This window comes from Sphingobacterium chuzhouense (genome assembly GCF_014692525.1).
GTDB lineage: Bacteria > Bacteroidota > Bacteroidia > Sphingobacteriales > Sphingobacteriaceae > Sphingobacterium > Sphingobacterium chuzhouense.
Window position 1 is genome coordinate 154608 of the sequence record NZ_JACNYL010000004.1, and the last position, 15316, is coordinate 169923.

Here is a 15316-nt window from a genome sequence, read left to right on the forward strand (position 1 = left end):
AATATGCAAGTAGATGAAGCAAGAGCCAAGAAGGTAAAAAGTATTTTAGTTACCTTGCCCAAACCTGAAAATGATAAGTCTCCGTATTTTGCGTTAGCAGAAAAATATAACTTAAAATTGGACTTTAGAGGATTCATTCACGTAGAAGGTGTTCCGGCTAAAGACGTGCGCAAGGAAAAAATTAACTTTGCAGATTTTACAGCGGTTATCTTTACCAGTAAGAATGCGGTCGACCATTTCTTTCGCGTATGTGAGGAAATGCGGTATGAAGTGCCGGCAGACATGAAGTATTTCTGTATATCAGAGGCTATAGCGCTTTATCTGCAAAAATATATTCAATATCGTAAACGTAAAATTTTCTTTGGGAAGCAAACCGCCAAAGATTTAGAGGAAGTTCTAAAGAAGCATAGTAAAGAAAAATTTCTTTTTCCCTGCTCAGATGTTGCTAATGAAGAAACTCAAAAATGGCTGCAGGATAACGGATACGACTTTACTCCCGCCGTCTTGTTCCGTACAGTTATTAGTGATATCAAAGATCTAGAAAATGTATTTTATGATATTATCGTTTTCTTCAGCCCTTCAAGCGTACAGTCGCTGTTTGAGAATTTCCCCGATTTTAGACAAAAAAACACCCGAATTGCGGCATTTGGTGCTACTACGCAACAAGAACTGCTCAACCATGATTTGATTTTAGATATACCAGCCCCGACCCCAGAAGCACCAAGCATGACCATGGCGGTGGAGCAATACATCAAACAGGTGAATAAATAAAGAATAATGACGCTTATCATTTCTTATTTAGAATATTTCTATTTAATTTGTGCGTGATATTGATTCGATAAAATAAAATTTAACGAAGTCGCAGGCAAAAAGAAGCATAAAAAATAATTAGGTAAATTTAAACAGGCTCTTATATTAAAGAGGAATATTTTTTTAAGTTTGTAAATAGTTGTTAAGCGTTAGAACTTGTGAAACTAAAACCAGTAGATAGTATATCAGGGATTGCTCCAAAGGACTTTGTTCGGGATTATCTCAACAAAGGACAGCCGGTGATCATCAAAGATTTTATCAGCAAAGAGAGTCCTTGCTGGCAGAAATGGAGTTATGACTATTTCAAGGAAATAGCAGGTAACGAACAAGTAGATATATACGGACGAGAAGAGGAGTCGCAGAATCATGCCGCCAGTCCTCCGGTAGGCAGGATGAGTTTTGGTGAATATCTTGATAAAATAAGGATGGAACCAACGGAATTGCGTTTGTTCCTTTTCAATTTGATGAAGATCAGACCCGAGTTAAAAAAAGACGTCATTTATAATGATGTGACCGGTGGTAAAGTCCTGCAGTGGCTTCCTTATATGTTCTTTGGTGGAGAAGGTTCTGCAACCCGTAACCATTTCGATATTGATATGTCGCATGTATTCATTTCGCAGTTTCAAGGAACGAAACGGATATGGCTCTTTCCAAACAATCAATCTGACTTGATGTATAAGTTGCCTTATAATTTCCATAGCATTGCGAACTTGAAAACGAGCAGCCAGGAAGAGTATCCGGCTTTGAAATTGTTGGATGGTTATGAAGCTGTTATCCACCCTGGTGATACACTCTATATGCCAGCGGGATGGTGGCACTATATACAGTATGAAACCGAAGGATACTCCATTTCCGTACGGGCATTGGCAAATTCCCTTAGTGAAAAAATAAAAGGAGCAAGAAACCTATTTGTCACGCGTCATTTTGATGATACCATGCGTAAGATATTCAAGGGTAAGTGGCTCGATTATAAAATCAAAACTGCCCGGAAGCGTGCAGACAGGGCGATGCGGAAGCGCGCGAAGTTATAGGGGGGTACTACGCCCCTATAACAATTTTCCTACAAACTCTTTTATTGCTTCTGCTGGATCTGCAGTTTTCATGAAATTTTCGCCAACCAAGAACCCCTGGAAACCAGCATCTTTCAATTCACTTATTGTCTTTGGATCAGATATGCCGCTTTCTGAAACCTTGATAAAGCGATCAGGAATAATATTCACTAAATCATAAGAATGGTTTAGATCGACCACAAAATCCTTTAGGTTGCGGTTGTTGACACCTATAGCATCCACACTATCAAAGATATTACGTTGGAGTTCTTCTTCGTTATGAACTTCCAGAAGTACGCTCAATCCCAACGATTTAGCGTAATCCGAATAAGCTTTTATTTCATCGCTATTTAAACACGCTGCAATCAAGAGGATAATATCAGCACCATGCGCTTTAGCTTCAGCTATCTGATACGTGTCTACGATAAACTCTTTACGTAGCAAAGGAATAGTCAATACCTCCCGCGCACTGCTTAAATCCGCAAGGGAACCTTTGAAAAAATCCGGGTCTGTCAGTACTGATACCGCCGATGCCCCCGCCTTCTGATAGCCTTGAACGACTTCTGCAACGCTAGATGTTCCGTTGATGAGCCCTTTTGACGGCGATGCCCGTTTAAATTCTGCGATAATGCCCGTCCGTTCAGGATGCAGTACATAGTCTTTCAGTGAATAACAAGTCCTGCTGAAAAACGGATACTGCTCCAGTTCTTCCAACGAAACTTGCTTTTTAGCTTCCGCTACTTCTATTTTTTTCCGTTCTATTATTTTGTCTAATATAGTCATTGTTTGTTTGTAAAGATGTTTATAACAACCAGTTTTCCATCAACTTTTTTCCATTTGTTGTCAGTACCGACTCCGGATGAAACTGCACGCTACGTACATCATATTGGTTATGACGCAGTGCCATAATAACCCCATCCGAATCGACTGCTGTTACCTGAAGGCACGTCGGTAGATTTTCTTTCGTGACTGCCCACGAATGATATCTCCCAATTTTAGAATCCTTAGGGAAGTCTTGAAACAGCTTCTCCGTGTCGTCGGTAATAATAATGTCGGTAGCAACACCATGTAGGGGCTTCGGCATGTTGTATAGCGTTCCTCCAAATACCTCGGCAATAGCCTGCTGCCCCAAACAGATACCTAAGATGCTCTTCGAGGGGGCGTATTGACGGATAACATCCATTAAAAGACCAGCTTCCTCCGGTATTCCGGGGCCAGGCGACAGCAAAATCCTATCAAACGGCTCGACATCTTCCAGCTTGAATTTATCATTTCGCCATACGGTGTATGCTTGTCCTAGTTCCTGCAATAAATGTACAAGGTTATAGGTGAATGAATCGTAATTGTCGATTACTAATATCTTATTGTTACTCATTTTGTGTTATAGCGTTTCTGCAATTTCTAAAGCGCGGCGTAAAGCCGCAATTTTATTGTTTACTTCTTGTAGTTCTTTTTCAGCGTCAGAATCCAGCACGATACCTGCACCAGCTTGGTAATGTAAAACATTCTGTTTGCTCAGGAAGGAACGGATCATGATGGCGTGGTTGAAATCCCCGTTAAAGCCCATGTAACCTATGGCGCCGGAGTAGAAGGAGCGCGGGAAGCCTTCGTAGCGGTCTATAAGCGTAAGTGCTTTATGTTTAGGAGCGCCCGATAATGTCCCTGCGGGAAAGGTATCGCCTACGACGTCAAACGGATTGGAGGCGAGGTTGAGCTTGCCAGAAACTTTAGAGACCAAATGGATAATATGGGAATAATATTGTGCTTCTTTATATGATTTTACTTTTACGTTTGTACAATGACGACTCAAATCATTGCGCGCTAAGTCAACCAACATGACGTGCTCGGCGGATTCCTTTGGGTCATTTTTCAGTTCTTCTGCAATCTTTTCATCCTTTTCCATATCACCGGTACGCTTAAACGTTCCAGCGATTGGATAGATAGTGGCTTCTCCTTTTTTGATGGTCAATTGGGCCTCTGGCGATGAACCAAATAGTTTGAAATCACCGTAATCAAAATAGAAAAGATAAGGCGAAGGGTTGACGGATCGCAAAGCACGGTATACGTTAAACTCGTCTCCCGCAAAGGGTGTGGAGAACGCACGTGATGGTACAATCTGAAAAACATCTCCGCGCTGTATGTGTTGTTTCATCTTGTTGACCAGACTTTTGAAGTCTTCATCCGTCATATTAGACGACTCACCGCCTTGGCGTTTGAAATGATATTCGGGGAAATTTTTATTCTGTATTAAATATTCCAGTCGATCCAGATCGGAAGATTCGTCGGCCAGCAGATTTTCGAAGATATACAGTTGATTTCTGAAATGGTCGATGGCGATAACATAACGGTACACATGGTATTGCATATAAGGAATTTCTCGTGCTGTATGCGTGCCTGCCGTTAACTCGATATCTTCAAAGTGTTCAACAGCATCAAAAGTAAAGTATCCGAATAGGCCGGAAGAAATAACATTTATACCTTCAATTTCCACTTGGGAAAATTTTTTCCGAAAAGCAGACACTTCCTCTCGGAGGTTGATTTCGTCAGCAGCTTTATAAATGGGCTGTGCGCCGGGCTCAATGATGCGAAGCTGCTGTTTATTGAGGGTAATACCTGCAATTGGATCGCAGCAAATATAGCTGATATTGTTGTCACGACTGTGGTACTCTGAGCTTTCCAGGAGCAAACTGTTAGGAAAGGTATCCCGCAAACGGAGATAGATGCTCACGGGCGTTGTAGTGTCCGCCAATATCTTTCTGTAATTTGTCTTCAGTGAATATTTCATTGTTAATCTTGTTGTTTCTAGTCTTTATGATACCAAAAATAAAAAAAAGCCCGACGTTTAATCGTCGGGCTTACTTTCAAAATGGTTTTGGTTGATTATGAATATCTTTTAATACATGCCAAACACATTCCCGACGCTGTCTGCTTCGGGCCACCACCAGTTTGTATGTACTTGTTTCATGATCATTTGTATAGCGCAAATTTATGAATATTTTTTATTTAGCAAACTTTTTTTGATAAAAAAATAAAAATTATGGATTAATCTTAATCATTTAACAAATCTGGGCGACGTTCTTCCGTTCGTTTCAGTTGTTGCTCGTAACGCCAGGCAGCGATTTTCGCTTCATGGCCACTGAGTAGGATGTCGGGAACGTGATGTCCACGCCATTCCGCAGGTCGCGTATATATAGGCGCATCCAACAGGCCGTCTTGGAAAGAATCAGATAATGCAGAAGTCTCATCCGACAGCACGCCCGGTATCAAACGAACCACCGCATCGACCAATATTGCCGCCGGTAGCTCACCACCAGACAGTACGTAGTCACCCATTGAAATTTCTCTCGTCACAAATACATCCCGAATACGTTGGTCGATCCCTTTATAGTGCCCGCAGAGGATAATGACATTTTCGATGGATGATAGCGCATTAGCAATTTCTTGGTTAAGGGTTTCCCCATCCGGCGTCATGTAGATCACCTCGTCATATTGTCGTTCTGTTTGTAATTTTTCGATACAGGCCGCAAAGGGTTCTATCTGCATCACCATTCCCGAGCCACCGCCGTAAGGGTAGTCATCGACAGATTTATGCTTGTTCGTCGCATAATCCCGTAAATTATGTACATGGATTTCCACCAGGCCCTTATGTTGAGCGCGTTGTAGAATAGAATGTGCAAAAGGACTTTCCAGTAAGCCCGGTAAAACAGTAATGATATCAAAACGCATGGTGCAAAGATAAGGGGAAAATATAATATTTTATGTCAATGGACTCGGAGATTATATCTGTTTTTAGTCTATTGTATACTGTGCTTATATTTCTATTATATTATTTTTTTTGGAATAAAGTTTTGTGTTTACGGTATTTCTATATTCTATTATTTTGTTATGTTTTATTTCCTATTTTGTATTCTTTCACATTATTTGTTGATAGTGTATCAGCGTTATTTTAGTTTTTTTGAAAAGTTGCAAGAACAAAGTTATTTTTTTATGTTTGCATAGTTTAACAGTTTTTAACAGATATAGCGTACTGTTAACGTGTTTTCCGTTAACGGGAGAGATAGAAAAAATGATTAACTAAACAAACAACACAGATGAAACGGAATTTATTAACTACTCCATTGTATTTTCTTTGTTAAAACAGTAACGTTTTTACACACAAACTATGCATGATGTAGGCTTTTAAGTTACTCAACCTCGGGTTGTATTAATTTGATAGCTTATAATATGATAATTCTGTATAGGGTGTGTAACGTAATAACAAATTGTCGTATACTTTAGTAACTTATTACACAACAAAAACAATAAACAATCAACAAATTAATAACTAAACAAACACAAACATGAAACAAAAATTACTCAGTTTATTTTTTGTGTTAACGTGCCTGGTAGGGGTGACGTTTGCACAAAATCGGCAAGTGAGTGGTCGCGTGACATCGGCCGGTGATGGATCTCCATTGTCGGGAGTTTCCGTGGCTATAGTTGGTACTTCAAATGCCACGCAGACTGATGGATCTGGAAATTATTCTATCCAGGTACTAGGGAATGATGCATCACTCGTTTTTTCCTACGTGGGTTTCAACAGCCAACGTATTGCGGTCGGTAGTCGTTCTGTTGTAAACGTACAGTTGGTTAGCGACGAAGAGACTTTGGATGAAGTTGTAGTTACAGGATATTCTACGGTTTCAAAATTAAAGTCTACTATTGCCACTTCTGTTGTTGATGCGGAAGCATTAAATAACACTACGTTACCCGACGTTAATCAAATGTTACAAGGTAATGCATCTGGGGTTACAGCATCTGCGAACTCCGGCCAGCCTGGATCAAGAACAGAGGTAAGAATACGTGGTATTGGTTCTATTTCTGCATCTTCAAGTCCGTTATATGTGCTTGATGGTGTTATTATGACAAACGGAGATTTAACGCAGAATACTCCAACACAAGATGTTATTTCTAGTTTGAATCCTGCAGATATTGAAAATATCACGGTTCTAAAAGATGCAGCTGCAACAGCGATTTATGGTGCGAGGGGCGCAAACGGCGTTATTGTAATCACTACTAAATCTGGACAAGCGGGACAAAGCAATATCACTTTAAATGCTAAATTTGGAGGAGGAGACGTGGCAGGGAAAATTGATTTAATGAACTCTTCCCAGTTGCTCTCTTACCAACGTGAATTAATGCGCACAGCAGGTATGTCGGAATCTGATATCTTGGAGAGAAGACCGGATATGTTAGCTGGGAACAACACCAACTGGTATGATGAAGCTTTCCAGTCTACGAAAAATCAAACGTACAATCTTTCTGCATCAGGAGGAAATGAGAAAACCCAATATTTCGGTTCTGGTGAATATTTTGACCAGAAGGGGGGATTAGTAGGTAGCCATTTCAAACGTTACGGTGCTCGTCTTAATGTTGATCATAAATTGTCTGATAAGTTTGATCTAAGTTTTAAACTTAATGGATCATATACAGATCAGCGAAGTGCAAATGCTGGGAATGGTTATGCGTCTCCGCTTCTGCAAATGTTTTTTAATACACCTTACGTTCCAGCATATAATGCGGATGGTTCATTGTCTGACGGCTTTAGTTCTGGTCAACCCGGTACTTCTGGTTACGCACCATTTGGAAATATACCAGCGACATACAGACCAACGCTTATGGGAGGGAACTTTATGCATACCATAGAGCACGATTATAATTTCAATAATAACCTATACAATTCTTTCAATGGAGCATTTGGTTGGAATATTATAGATGGTTTGCGACTTGTTGTACGAGGAAATGCCGAAATGATTAACGTTGAAGAACGTGTTTGGTGGGATCCAATCGGATATAACGGTAGAAACTATGATGGTTTATTGCAGAATAGCAATGTTAAGAACACGAACCTCTTAACAAACCAGTTGTTGACCTATAATAAAACATTTGAAGGAGGGCATAGTTTAAACCTTTTGTTAGGTAATGAATTCCAAAAGAATGACTACCGTTGGACATACATGGCATCACAAGGGTTTGCTAGTAGTGAGTTACAGCAACCGGGTGTTGCGGCAAAGCCACTTGATGTAGATGGCGATAGAGAACAATTTGCTTTCCATAGTGTCTTTTTGAATGCTAATTACGACTTTGATGCAAAATATTTTGTGGGAGCAAGCATTAGAAGAGATGGTTCATCACGCTTCCCTAAAGATAGTCGTTACGGTACATTTTATTCTGGAAGCGCAGCTTGGCTTATTAGTAGCGAACAATTCCTAGAAAATGTCAGTTGGATAAATAGTTTGAAATTGCGAACTAGCTACGGACGCATGGGTAACGCAGATTTCTTATTTACTAACAGAAACTATCCGTTTAACGCTTTGTATAGATTTGATGCGGTTTACAATGATGAGAGTGCGGCAATAGCCAGTCAGGTTGCTAATCCGGGCTTTACTTGGGAAAAAACCAAAATGTTTGATGTTGGAATCGACTTTGCTTTATTCAACGGTTATTTAGACGGGTCAGTAGAGTTTTTTGATAAAAGATCGGAAGCCCTAATTCTTCAAGCCCCTCTATCAGGTACAACTGGATTCTCAACTATCAACTCAAATATAGGCTCTATTTTGAATCAAGGATGGGAAGTTACGTTAGGATCGACACCAATTAAGAATGAGAACTTTAGTTGGAATATAAGTGGTAATTTTTCCACCTTGAAAAATGAAGTACTTTCTCTTGTTAATGATAACCCTATTACACCAGCTTCTAACACTAATCAGCGGATAGAAGTAGGTCATTCGATAGCTAGTTGGTATATGCAAGAGTGGGCGGGAGTAAATCCTGACAATGGAGCCCCTCAATGGTACGACGCAGATGGAAACCTAACGAGTACCTATTCACAAGCAGCAAGAAGATATGTTGGTACGGCTTTACCTAAAATAACAGGAGGTTTGACAAACCGTTTAAGTTACAAGGATATTGATCTTTCATTTTTGATTTCTTTTAGCGCAGGTAATAAAGCATTGAATAGAACAAGACAATATTGGGAAAATGATGGTAACTCGCCTAATTATAACTTTGGTGTAGATGCCGTTAATAGATGGCAAAATCCGGGAGATATTTCAGATAAGCCTAAGGCTGAATGGAATAATGGAAGCCTATCTAATTCCATTTCAACACGATATTTAGAATACTTGGATTATGCTAGGTTGCGGAATGTTAGATTGGGTTACAATCTGCCAAAAACCGTATTGGAGAAAATTCGTGCTAGTCAGATCAAGATTTACGCCCAAGCAGAAAACCTTATCACATTAACGGGATACAAAGGATTTGACCCTGACGTTAACACAGCGCCACTAGTACCGACTAGTACTTCGAGCGTCGCGGTTGCGAACTCTGGTGTTGACTTTTTTAGATATCCTACAGCGAAAATAATAACTTTTGGTGTAACCGCGTCATTTTAAATAATTGATTCATGAAAAAATTTAGTAAATATATATTGTCGTCCATGATCGCCTCCGCTTTATTTCTAAACGGTTGTTCGGACGCACTTGACTTAACCCCCCATAATTCGTTACCTGAAGAGGATGTGGTTAATGAGACTTATGCAAGGCAGCTGATTAATGGAGTTTACGAGCAAATGCAAGTTGTCGGCTACTACGGTAGAGATTTTCAGGTTGTTTCTGAAGTAACAGGTGATAATGTTAAAATCACTTCAGCTAACTCCAATCGTTTTTTAAATGAATTCCGCTATTTATGGAATCCGACTCTCGCAAGTCAGGGAACTACGTGGACAGCATTATATAAAACGATTTATGGAGCGAATGTAGTTATCAATGAACTTCCTGATACTGACGATATCACCCCTTATAAAGGAGAGGCTTATTTTTTACGGGCTTTAGCTCATTTAGATGCAGCTAGACGGTTTGCCAGACCCTATACAAACGTAGGAGCAAATCCATCAGGTGCAAATACAGGAATTCCAGTTGTTTTAGAGACTGTAAAAGACCCAGCCAATTTTCATCCAACTCGGAATACTTTAGCGGAAACTTATAACGCTATTATTGACGACCTAAAGAAAGCTCAGGATTTGGCTCCCGATATGTCTAGCGGAAGTGCTGCAGTGTACAGAGGTTCTAAAGATGCGGCGACGGCTCTTCTTGCTCGAGTTTATTTGTATATGGGGCGGTTTGATGACTGTATTACAGAAGCCAATAAAATTATTTCTAAATATCCTCTTTGGACAGTGGGTAATATCGAAACTGCATACAGTGGAAATAATACTTCAGAAGAAATCTTTTCTTTGAAATTTAAATCTACGGAAAACCGTGGTGCAGACAATTTTGGACAGATGTATAATGATCCAGATATAGGTTACGGAGATATCCGTCCTACCGATGCGTTTCGCTCATTGCTTGAGGATGATGACGTAAGAAATGGGTTCATCTATGCGAAAGATGGCGCGTATTTCTTAAATAAATTTAGAGGTAATACCGCAGAGGGGGCAGATGGTCTAGTGGATATTAAAATCCTGCGCATAGCGGAAATCTATCTAAGCAGAGCGGAAGCTTATACCGAGTTAACTTCTCCGAATATATCGTCGGCGTTGGCTGATGTAAATGAACTCCGCACTAACAGAGGTTTGGATCCAATAGCTTCTATGAGTTTAGCTGATTTAAAAGAGGAAATTAAGACACAAAGGAGATTAGAGTTTATCGGCGAAGGTCTTAGGTCGACTGATATTTTTAGAAAGAACGAGACCCGGACTATTCCTGATTCAGATGCATTACCAAGTGCAGATATCGCACCTGATAATTTTAGAGTAATGTTTTCTATCCCTATTGCGGAAATCGATGCAAATCCTAATATGGAACCGAATCCAGGTTACAATTAATCTTTAGTTTGTATAACTAAAAATCTAGCTTTAGGGCAGCGCTGAAAAAACATTACTTTTTTAGTGGACTTTAAAGAAATGACCGAGTAAAATCTGATTTTACTCGGTCATTTTTATTTTGTTCATTTAGAGCATTACCTTCCCCAAATGCTCATCATAGTAAAACTGAGGTCGATGACATCGTTTCTTATGAGGGGACCCTATAGACATTAGGGAGAATTCGATATCGACCTTTTCAGGCCCTTTGTGGTGAATTTATTGAAACTATTTTGTGGGAAATTTACCATATAAGGTTCTGTTGAAACTGCCTAACCTAATTTTAGATATTCACGTTGCGAAAAAAACATTCATAATTTTAATTAAACTTTGTAAGTTTATATAGGCAATTGTAAGTCCCTCCGAGATTTTTATTGGAAAATAATTTTAACATTAACAATTTTACTATGAAGAAGCTAATTATTCTATTTCGTCAGCAGCTTGGCAGTTTCGTGTGCAAAGCAGGAGTTTTCGAATCATCAAGAAAGTTCCGAATTATTTGAAACCAGTGATTTTTCTACATTCGCAATTCCCACTGTTCCATTTGATTGGGAAAATGCTGATACAATGCCTACCCCTCTTGGAAGTACCCAGGTTATCGTTCCGTGGGGATCTACTGCAAGTCGTCAAATACCAGATGAAATTGTACATGATTATAAGGGCGTTGATGGATGGGAATTAGTATATAATACCTTTAATACAACTTCAATAAGTGACCATTTATATTTTATGCTATACAATAAATTTCGGGGCGTGTTAAGAATGTACTATTATACCAAACCTACCAGTTATATACAATCTAGCAACATTGTTCATTCTTTAATGTTAATGGGCAGTAACAAAAGCAACTCCCCATTGTTAAATTATACAAACGAGGGCTTTATAGATTTTGGGCAGAATACAAACGTTGCTTCCATGATTGAAGGATTTCAGGTGGCACCCAATACTTGGTATTCTTTTGAATATGAATTGGCTTACGATGCCAATATCCAAAATCAAAGCTATTCAGCTCTAAGTTTACAATGGCCAATTAAAAGTAATCAAATACAAGAAATAAGCATTAGTGGAACTTTGACGGACACATTAGACAATTATTCATTTGCCATTCCAAATTTTAACACTACTAATACACCAAATTTTAACGGAAAAGTTTCTATTAGGGTTTATTCTTCTTATGGTGCAGGAAACCTACCATCTGGTTCATCTAATAATTGGGGTAAAACTATTATTGATGCGATTGGTGGATTAGTTAAAAATTTGCTAGGTGGACTCTTTAAGAAAGCGCCTGTTTTTGGGAATTCACAAACACTAACCTAATAAGCTAGTTTCGTTCTGTATGGTGTTGTAAACGCCATTCCAAAATATTTTCTTAATAAGTAAAGACCCCGTATCGTGTTTTTATCATGGTGTATGGTCACCGTATTAACCATAAGTACTTCTTTTTAGTTACTTCTCTCGAGAGGTTCAATCGAAATATAACGAATGGAGTTATTCTTACTCATTTGTCGTCATTTCGCTTATTAGTTCCGAAAAGGTACCAATTTTGGACATTTCGATCATTTTCGGACATTTAATGCCATTTTAGTCATTTCCGGTCATTTTGGACAAAGAGATTTGAAGGATATTTTATGTTTGTCCTGTTCGTTGATCTCGCGAGGAGTAGACATCACTACGTAAGAACAAATTTGTCAGATAGAAATGTGCCACATTGTCCCATGTTGTCCCATATTGTGTCTTTATTTTTTTTCTTTCGATGCTGTCTTTACGTTTGTCCTGTTCGATCATCTCGCGAGGAGTAAGAACAAAAGAAAAGGTATCGGAAAGCAACGTTGGAAAGAGCTCGTCGATGTTGCTATAGGCCGATACCGATAAACATTTTTTAACTTTTAAACTTTAGTATTATGGCAATTAAATTCAATGTACAGGAAATCGGCAACCCGCAGGATGCCGCTGCCCCTAAAAAGTTTTATGCACGGCCGGTGAGTAGCGGTGAGATTACCTTAGAAGATCTGGCGTCTGATATCTCTCATGCATCTTCTGTTAACGAGGCGGATGTCATGGCGGTATTATACAGCTTGGTGCGGGAAATCCCGCGTAATATCTCCCGGGGTTATATTGTTCGTTTGGGCGGTCTGGGATCTTTTCGTTTAGGTACAAGCAGTATAGGCAGTGAAACAGCAGACGACGTAACTGCTGCAAATATTCACCGCAGAAGGGTGCTGTTCCAAAATGGCGGACGTATCAAAAAGGCGATAACCGATTTAACCTTCAAGAAAAGCGAATAGAGACCTTTTCATAACTTAATAGGTAGGCCGGCATCTTAGGGTGTCGGCTTTTTTTGTGTTCAAACTCCTCAAAATGACCACGGCTATTTAAAAAAGGAACGTTTGATTTTGTGAAAAGAAAGTTTGTTTTGGACGAACGACCGAGGTCACTTACCAAAAACAAACCTTGAGTTAGAAAAGTTACCGAGGCCAGTTTTAGTAAACATTTTTTTGATCTTTAAAAGCTATTTATAGGGAAAAATTATTTACCGAAGATTAATTTTGTTTCTTGATTTTTATGAGAAAATATTGATTCTATTGGACTGAGTAGAAATATAACTAATGCCATAATTTGCTGGATTGCTGATGCTTATCATGCTACACAAGGAAAAAGTTGCGTTTTTTCTAAAAAAAGCGTTTCTTTAGCTTTTCTATAGCTAACAGAGATAACATGAGCGACATTGATTTTATCAAAAGTATCCAGATCAGTGAGTTTTCATCTACGCCAAAGTATTTGCAATTGGCAGATGCGGTTATTGAAGGTGTGCGAAAGAATCAGTTAAAGCAGGGAGATATCCTCCCATCGATCAATGAAGTGAGTGTCTATTTTGATATTTCCCGAGATACAGTAGAAAAAGGTTACAGACATCTTAAAAGCTTAGATATTATTTCTTCCACACCTGGAAAAGGGTATTTCGTCGCGAAATCAGATGTTGTAAGCAAACAGAAGATTGCCCTATTTCTAAATAAACTCAGTGCACATAAGAAAATTATTTACGATGCATTTGCACGTGAATTGGGAGAGGAAGCGTCATTGGATTTATTTGTATATAACAGTGATATCTCACATCTGCGCAGCCTGTTGCTGAATTTGACGAAACAGTATGACCATTATGTGGTGTTTCCCCATTTCAAAGAGGGAAGCGATCAAGCCCCCGAGGTTCTAAAACTTATCCCGATGGATAAATTGATGTTATTAGGCAAACTCATCGATGGGCTGGAAGGAAACTTTGATGCAGTCTACGAAAACTATGAAAAGGATATTTATGAAGCCTTGGAAAAAATGTTGTCTTCCCTTTCCCGATATCGGACATTGAAACTTGTTTTCCCCGACAATAGCGACTATCCAAAGGCTATTATCAAAGGCTTTTATAGATTTTGCCAGCAATACGCATTTGATCATCTGCTTGTAGGCAATCTTTCCGCCGAGACATTAAAAAAGGGAGAGTGCTATATTATTCTAGCCGAAGACGATTTGGTAAACATGTTGGAAAAATCAATAGCAAAAGCTTATCAAATTGGGAAGGACATAGGCGTGATTTCCTATAATGAAACACCGCTGAAAAAGTTTATTCTCAACGGGATCGCTACCATATCAACCGACTTCGAGCTGATGGGGAAATATGCAGCGCAAATTATCAAACAACAAAAAAAGGAACAGAAAGAGACCCCGTTCTATGTCAATATCCGGCCGTCGTTGTAAATCAGTGATCGGTGATCACTCGATAGACCAACTAGGCAGGTAACGGAGGAACGACATGATCTTCTCCTTATATATATCCATATTTAACCGATAATAAAAAGCACCTTTTTTTGAGTTCTCTTTATCTTTTTCGTTTAATTTGATGATGAGTCCCGAAGAAAGGAGTTTACGGCTAAAGTTCCGCTTATCCAGATCGATATTGTATACACATTCGTATAAGGATGCAATCTGAGGGATAGTAAACTTTTCTGGCAATAGCTCGAATAGGATTGGGTACAACGCTGCTTTCGTACGTAGCATGTGCTTCGCAGCAGCAATCATATCTTCGTGATCAAAAATAAGCTTTGGGTGTTTATTTAACGGGAACCATTTTGCTTCATACTCCTCACTGAGAATATGTTTGTATTGTTTTGTGTCTATCAGCGCAAAGTACGCAATACTGACGACCCGGCGCTTTTCACGGCCAGGTTCACCAAATATGCCACAGTTTTCCATGTAGACGTTTTCTAAACCGGTGAGTTTTTTGAGTACACGTGAAGCAGCCCTTTCCGGACTCTCGTCTTCCTGCACAAAGCCGCCCATCAAGCTCCATTTATTACGCTCTGGAGCAATCCCTCTTTTGACTAATAATATTTCTAATGACTCACCATTAAAGCCTAGGATAACACAATCTACAGCTAGTAATATTTTGGGTTCACCCTTGTAAAAATCCATTCTTTTGTTGTTACTTTTCTAAAGTCCCTTAACCTATATCAACTTTATTAACCCCTTTAACTTTATCAACCTCTTCAAACTTCTAAACCTACTAAAA

Annotated in this window: 12 protein-coding genes; 7 read left to right on the forward strand and 5 right to left on the reverse strand. The window is 39.2% G+C overall.

What is annotated here, in order from left to right:
- Nucleotides 1-3: 3 nt before the first annotated feature.
- Both H8B21_RS16910 and H8B21_RS16915 read left to right on the forward strand, forming a co-directional pair.
- Entirely contained in the window at nt 4-771 is a 768-nt protein-coding gene (locus H8B21_RS16910) for a uroporphyrinogen-III synthase (protein ID WP_190315035.1), read from the forward strand.
- 197 nt (nt 772-968) lie between these two features.
- Nucleotides 969-1841, forward strand: a complete 873-nt coding sequence (locus H8B21_RS16915; RefSeq protein ID WP_190315036.1) for a cupin-like domain-containing protein — start codon at nt 969-971, stop codon at nt 1839-1841.
- Between the two features lie 15 nt (nt 1842-1856).
- Here the strand turns inward: H8B21_RS16915 and trpC are convergent, their stop codons facing one another.
- The 4 genes from trpC to trmD all read right to left on the reverse strand — a co-directional run bounded on the left by trpC (nt 1857) and on the right by trmD (nt 5585).
- The gene (gene trpC / locus H8B21_RS16920; protein WP_190315038.1) at nt 1857-2642 is read right to left on the reverse strand and encodes an indole-3-glycerol phosphate synthase TrpC; all 786 of its coding nucleotides are present in this window, start codon (nt 2640-2642) and stop codon (nt 1857-1859) included.
- Nucleotides 2643-2661: 19 nt separating this feature from the next.
- Nucleotides 2662-3234 (reverse strand): anthranilate synthase component II, encoded by a 573-nt coding sequence (locus H8B21_RS16925; protein ID WP_190315040.1) that lies wholly within the window; start codon nt 3232-3234, stop codon nt 2662-2664.
- Nucleotides 3235-3240: 6 nt separating this feature from the next.
- Nucleotides 3241-4644 (reverse strand): anthranilate synthase component I family protein, encoded by a 1404-nt coding sequence (locus tag H8B21_RS16930; protein ID WP_190315042.1) that lies wholly within the window; start codon nt 4642-4644, stop codon nt 3241-3243.
- Nucleotides 4645-4907: 263 nt separating this feature from the next.
- Nucleotides 4908-5585: a tRNA (guanosine(37)-N1)-methyltransferase TrmD gene (gene trmD, locus H8B21_RS16935; RefSeq protein WP_190315043.1), complete on the reverse strand. Its 678-nt coding sequence runs from the start codon at nt 5583-5585 to the stop codon at nt 4908-4910.
- A gap of 614 nt (nt 5586-6199) precedes the next feature.
- On the opposite strand from trmD, the gene H8B21_RS16940 reads away from it, so the two are divergent.
- From H8B21_RS16940 to H8B21_RS16960, 5 genes are all read left to right on the forward strand, one after another.
- A complete protein-coding gene (locus H8B21_RS16940; RefSeq protein WP_190315045.1) occupies nt 6200-9292 on the forward strand; it encodes a SusC/RagA family TonB-linked outer membrane protein in 3093 nt (1030 codons plus the stop codon).
- A gap of 11 nt (nt 9293-9303) precedes the next feature.
- Entirely contained in the window at nt 9304-10722 is a 1419-nt protein-coding gene (locus tag H8B21_RS16945; protein ID WP_190315046.1) for a RagB/SusD family nutrient uptake outer membrane protein, read from the forward strand.
- Between the two features lie 477 nt (nt 10723-11199).
- Nucleotides 11200-12075, forward strand: a complete 876-nt coding sequence (locus H8B21_RS16950; protein WP_190315048.1) for a hypothetical protein — start codon at nt 11200-11202, stop codon at nt 12073-12075.
- Between the two features lie 584 nt (nt 12076-12659).
- The gene (locus tag H8B21_RS16955; RefSeq protein ID WP_190315049.1) at nt 12660-13043 is read left to right on the forward strand and encodes an HU family DNA-binding protein; all 384 of its coding nucleotides are present in this window, start codon (nt 12660-12662) and stop codon (nt 13041-13043) included.
- A 430-nt stretch (nt 13044-13473) separates the two neighbouring features.
- Nucleotides 13474-14505, forward strand: a complete 1032-nt coding sequence (locus H8B21_RS16960) for a GntR family transcriptional regulator (RefSeq protein ID WP_190315051.1) — start codon at nt 13474-13476, stop codon at nt 14503-14505.
- Nucleotides 14506-14520: 15 nt separating this feature from the next.
- Here the strand turns inward: H8B21_RS16960 and H8B21_RS16965 are convergent, their stop codons facing one another.
- Entirely contained in the window at nt 14521-15219 is a 699-nt protein-coding gene (locus tag H8B21_RS16965) for an NUDIX hydrolase (protein ID WP_190315053.1), read from the reverse strand.
- Nucleotides 15220-15316 lie beyond the last annotated feature (97 nt).

Excerpts from the sequence above, each read along its gene's own strand:
- H8B21_RS16910 (WP_190315035.1), top strand. The coding sequence starts at position 4 with ATGCAAGTAGATGAAGCAAGAGCCAAGAAGGTAAAAAGTATTTTAGTT.
- trpC (WP_190315038.1), bottom strand. The coding sequence starts at position 2,642 with ATGACTATATTAGACAAAATAATAGAACGGAAAAAAATAGAAGTAGCG.
- H8B21_RS16925 (WP_190315040.1), bottom strand. The coding sequence starts at position 3,234 with ATGAGTAACAATAAGATATTAGTAATCGACAATTACGATTCATTCACC.
- H8B21_RS16930 (WP_190315042.1), bottom strand. The coding sequence starts at position 4,644 with ATGAAATATTCACTGAAGACAAATTACAGAAAGATATTGGCGGACACT.
- trmD (WP_190315043.1), bottom strand. The coding sequence starts at position 5,585 with ATGCGTTTTGATATCATTACTGTTTTACCGGGCTTACTGGAAAGTCCT.
- H8B21_RS16940 (WP_190315045.1), top strand. The coding sequence starts at position 6,200 with ATGAAACAAAAATTACTCAGTTTATTTTTTGTGTTAACGTGCCTGGTA.
- H8B21_RS16945 (WP_190315046.1), top strand. The coding sequence starts at position 9,304 with ATGAAAAAATTTAGTAAATATATATTGTCGTCCATGATCGCCTCCGCT.
- H8B21_RS16955 (WP_190315049.1), top strand. The coding sequence starts at position 12,660 with ATGGCAATTAAATTCAATGTACAGGAAATCGGCAACCCGCAGGATGCC.
- H8B21_RS16960 (WP_190315051.1), top strand. The coding sequence starts at position 13,474 with ATGAGCGACATTGATTTTATCAAAAGTATCCAGATCAGTGAGTTTTCA.
- H8B21_RS16965 (WP_190315053.1), bottom strand. The coding sequence starts at position 15,219 with ATGGATTTTTACAAGGGTGAACCCAAAATATTACTAGCTGTAGATTGT.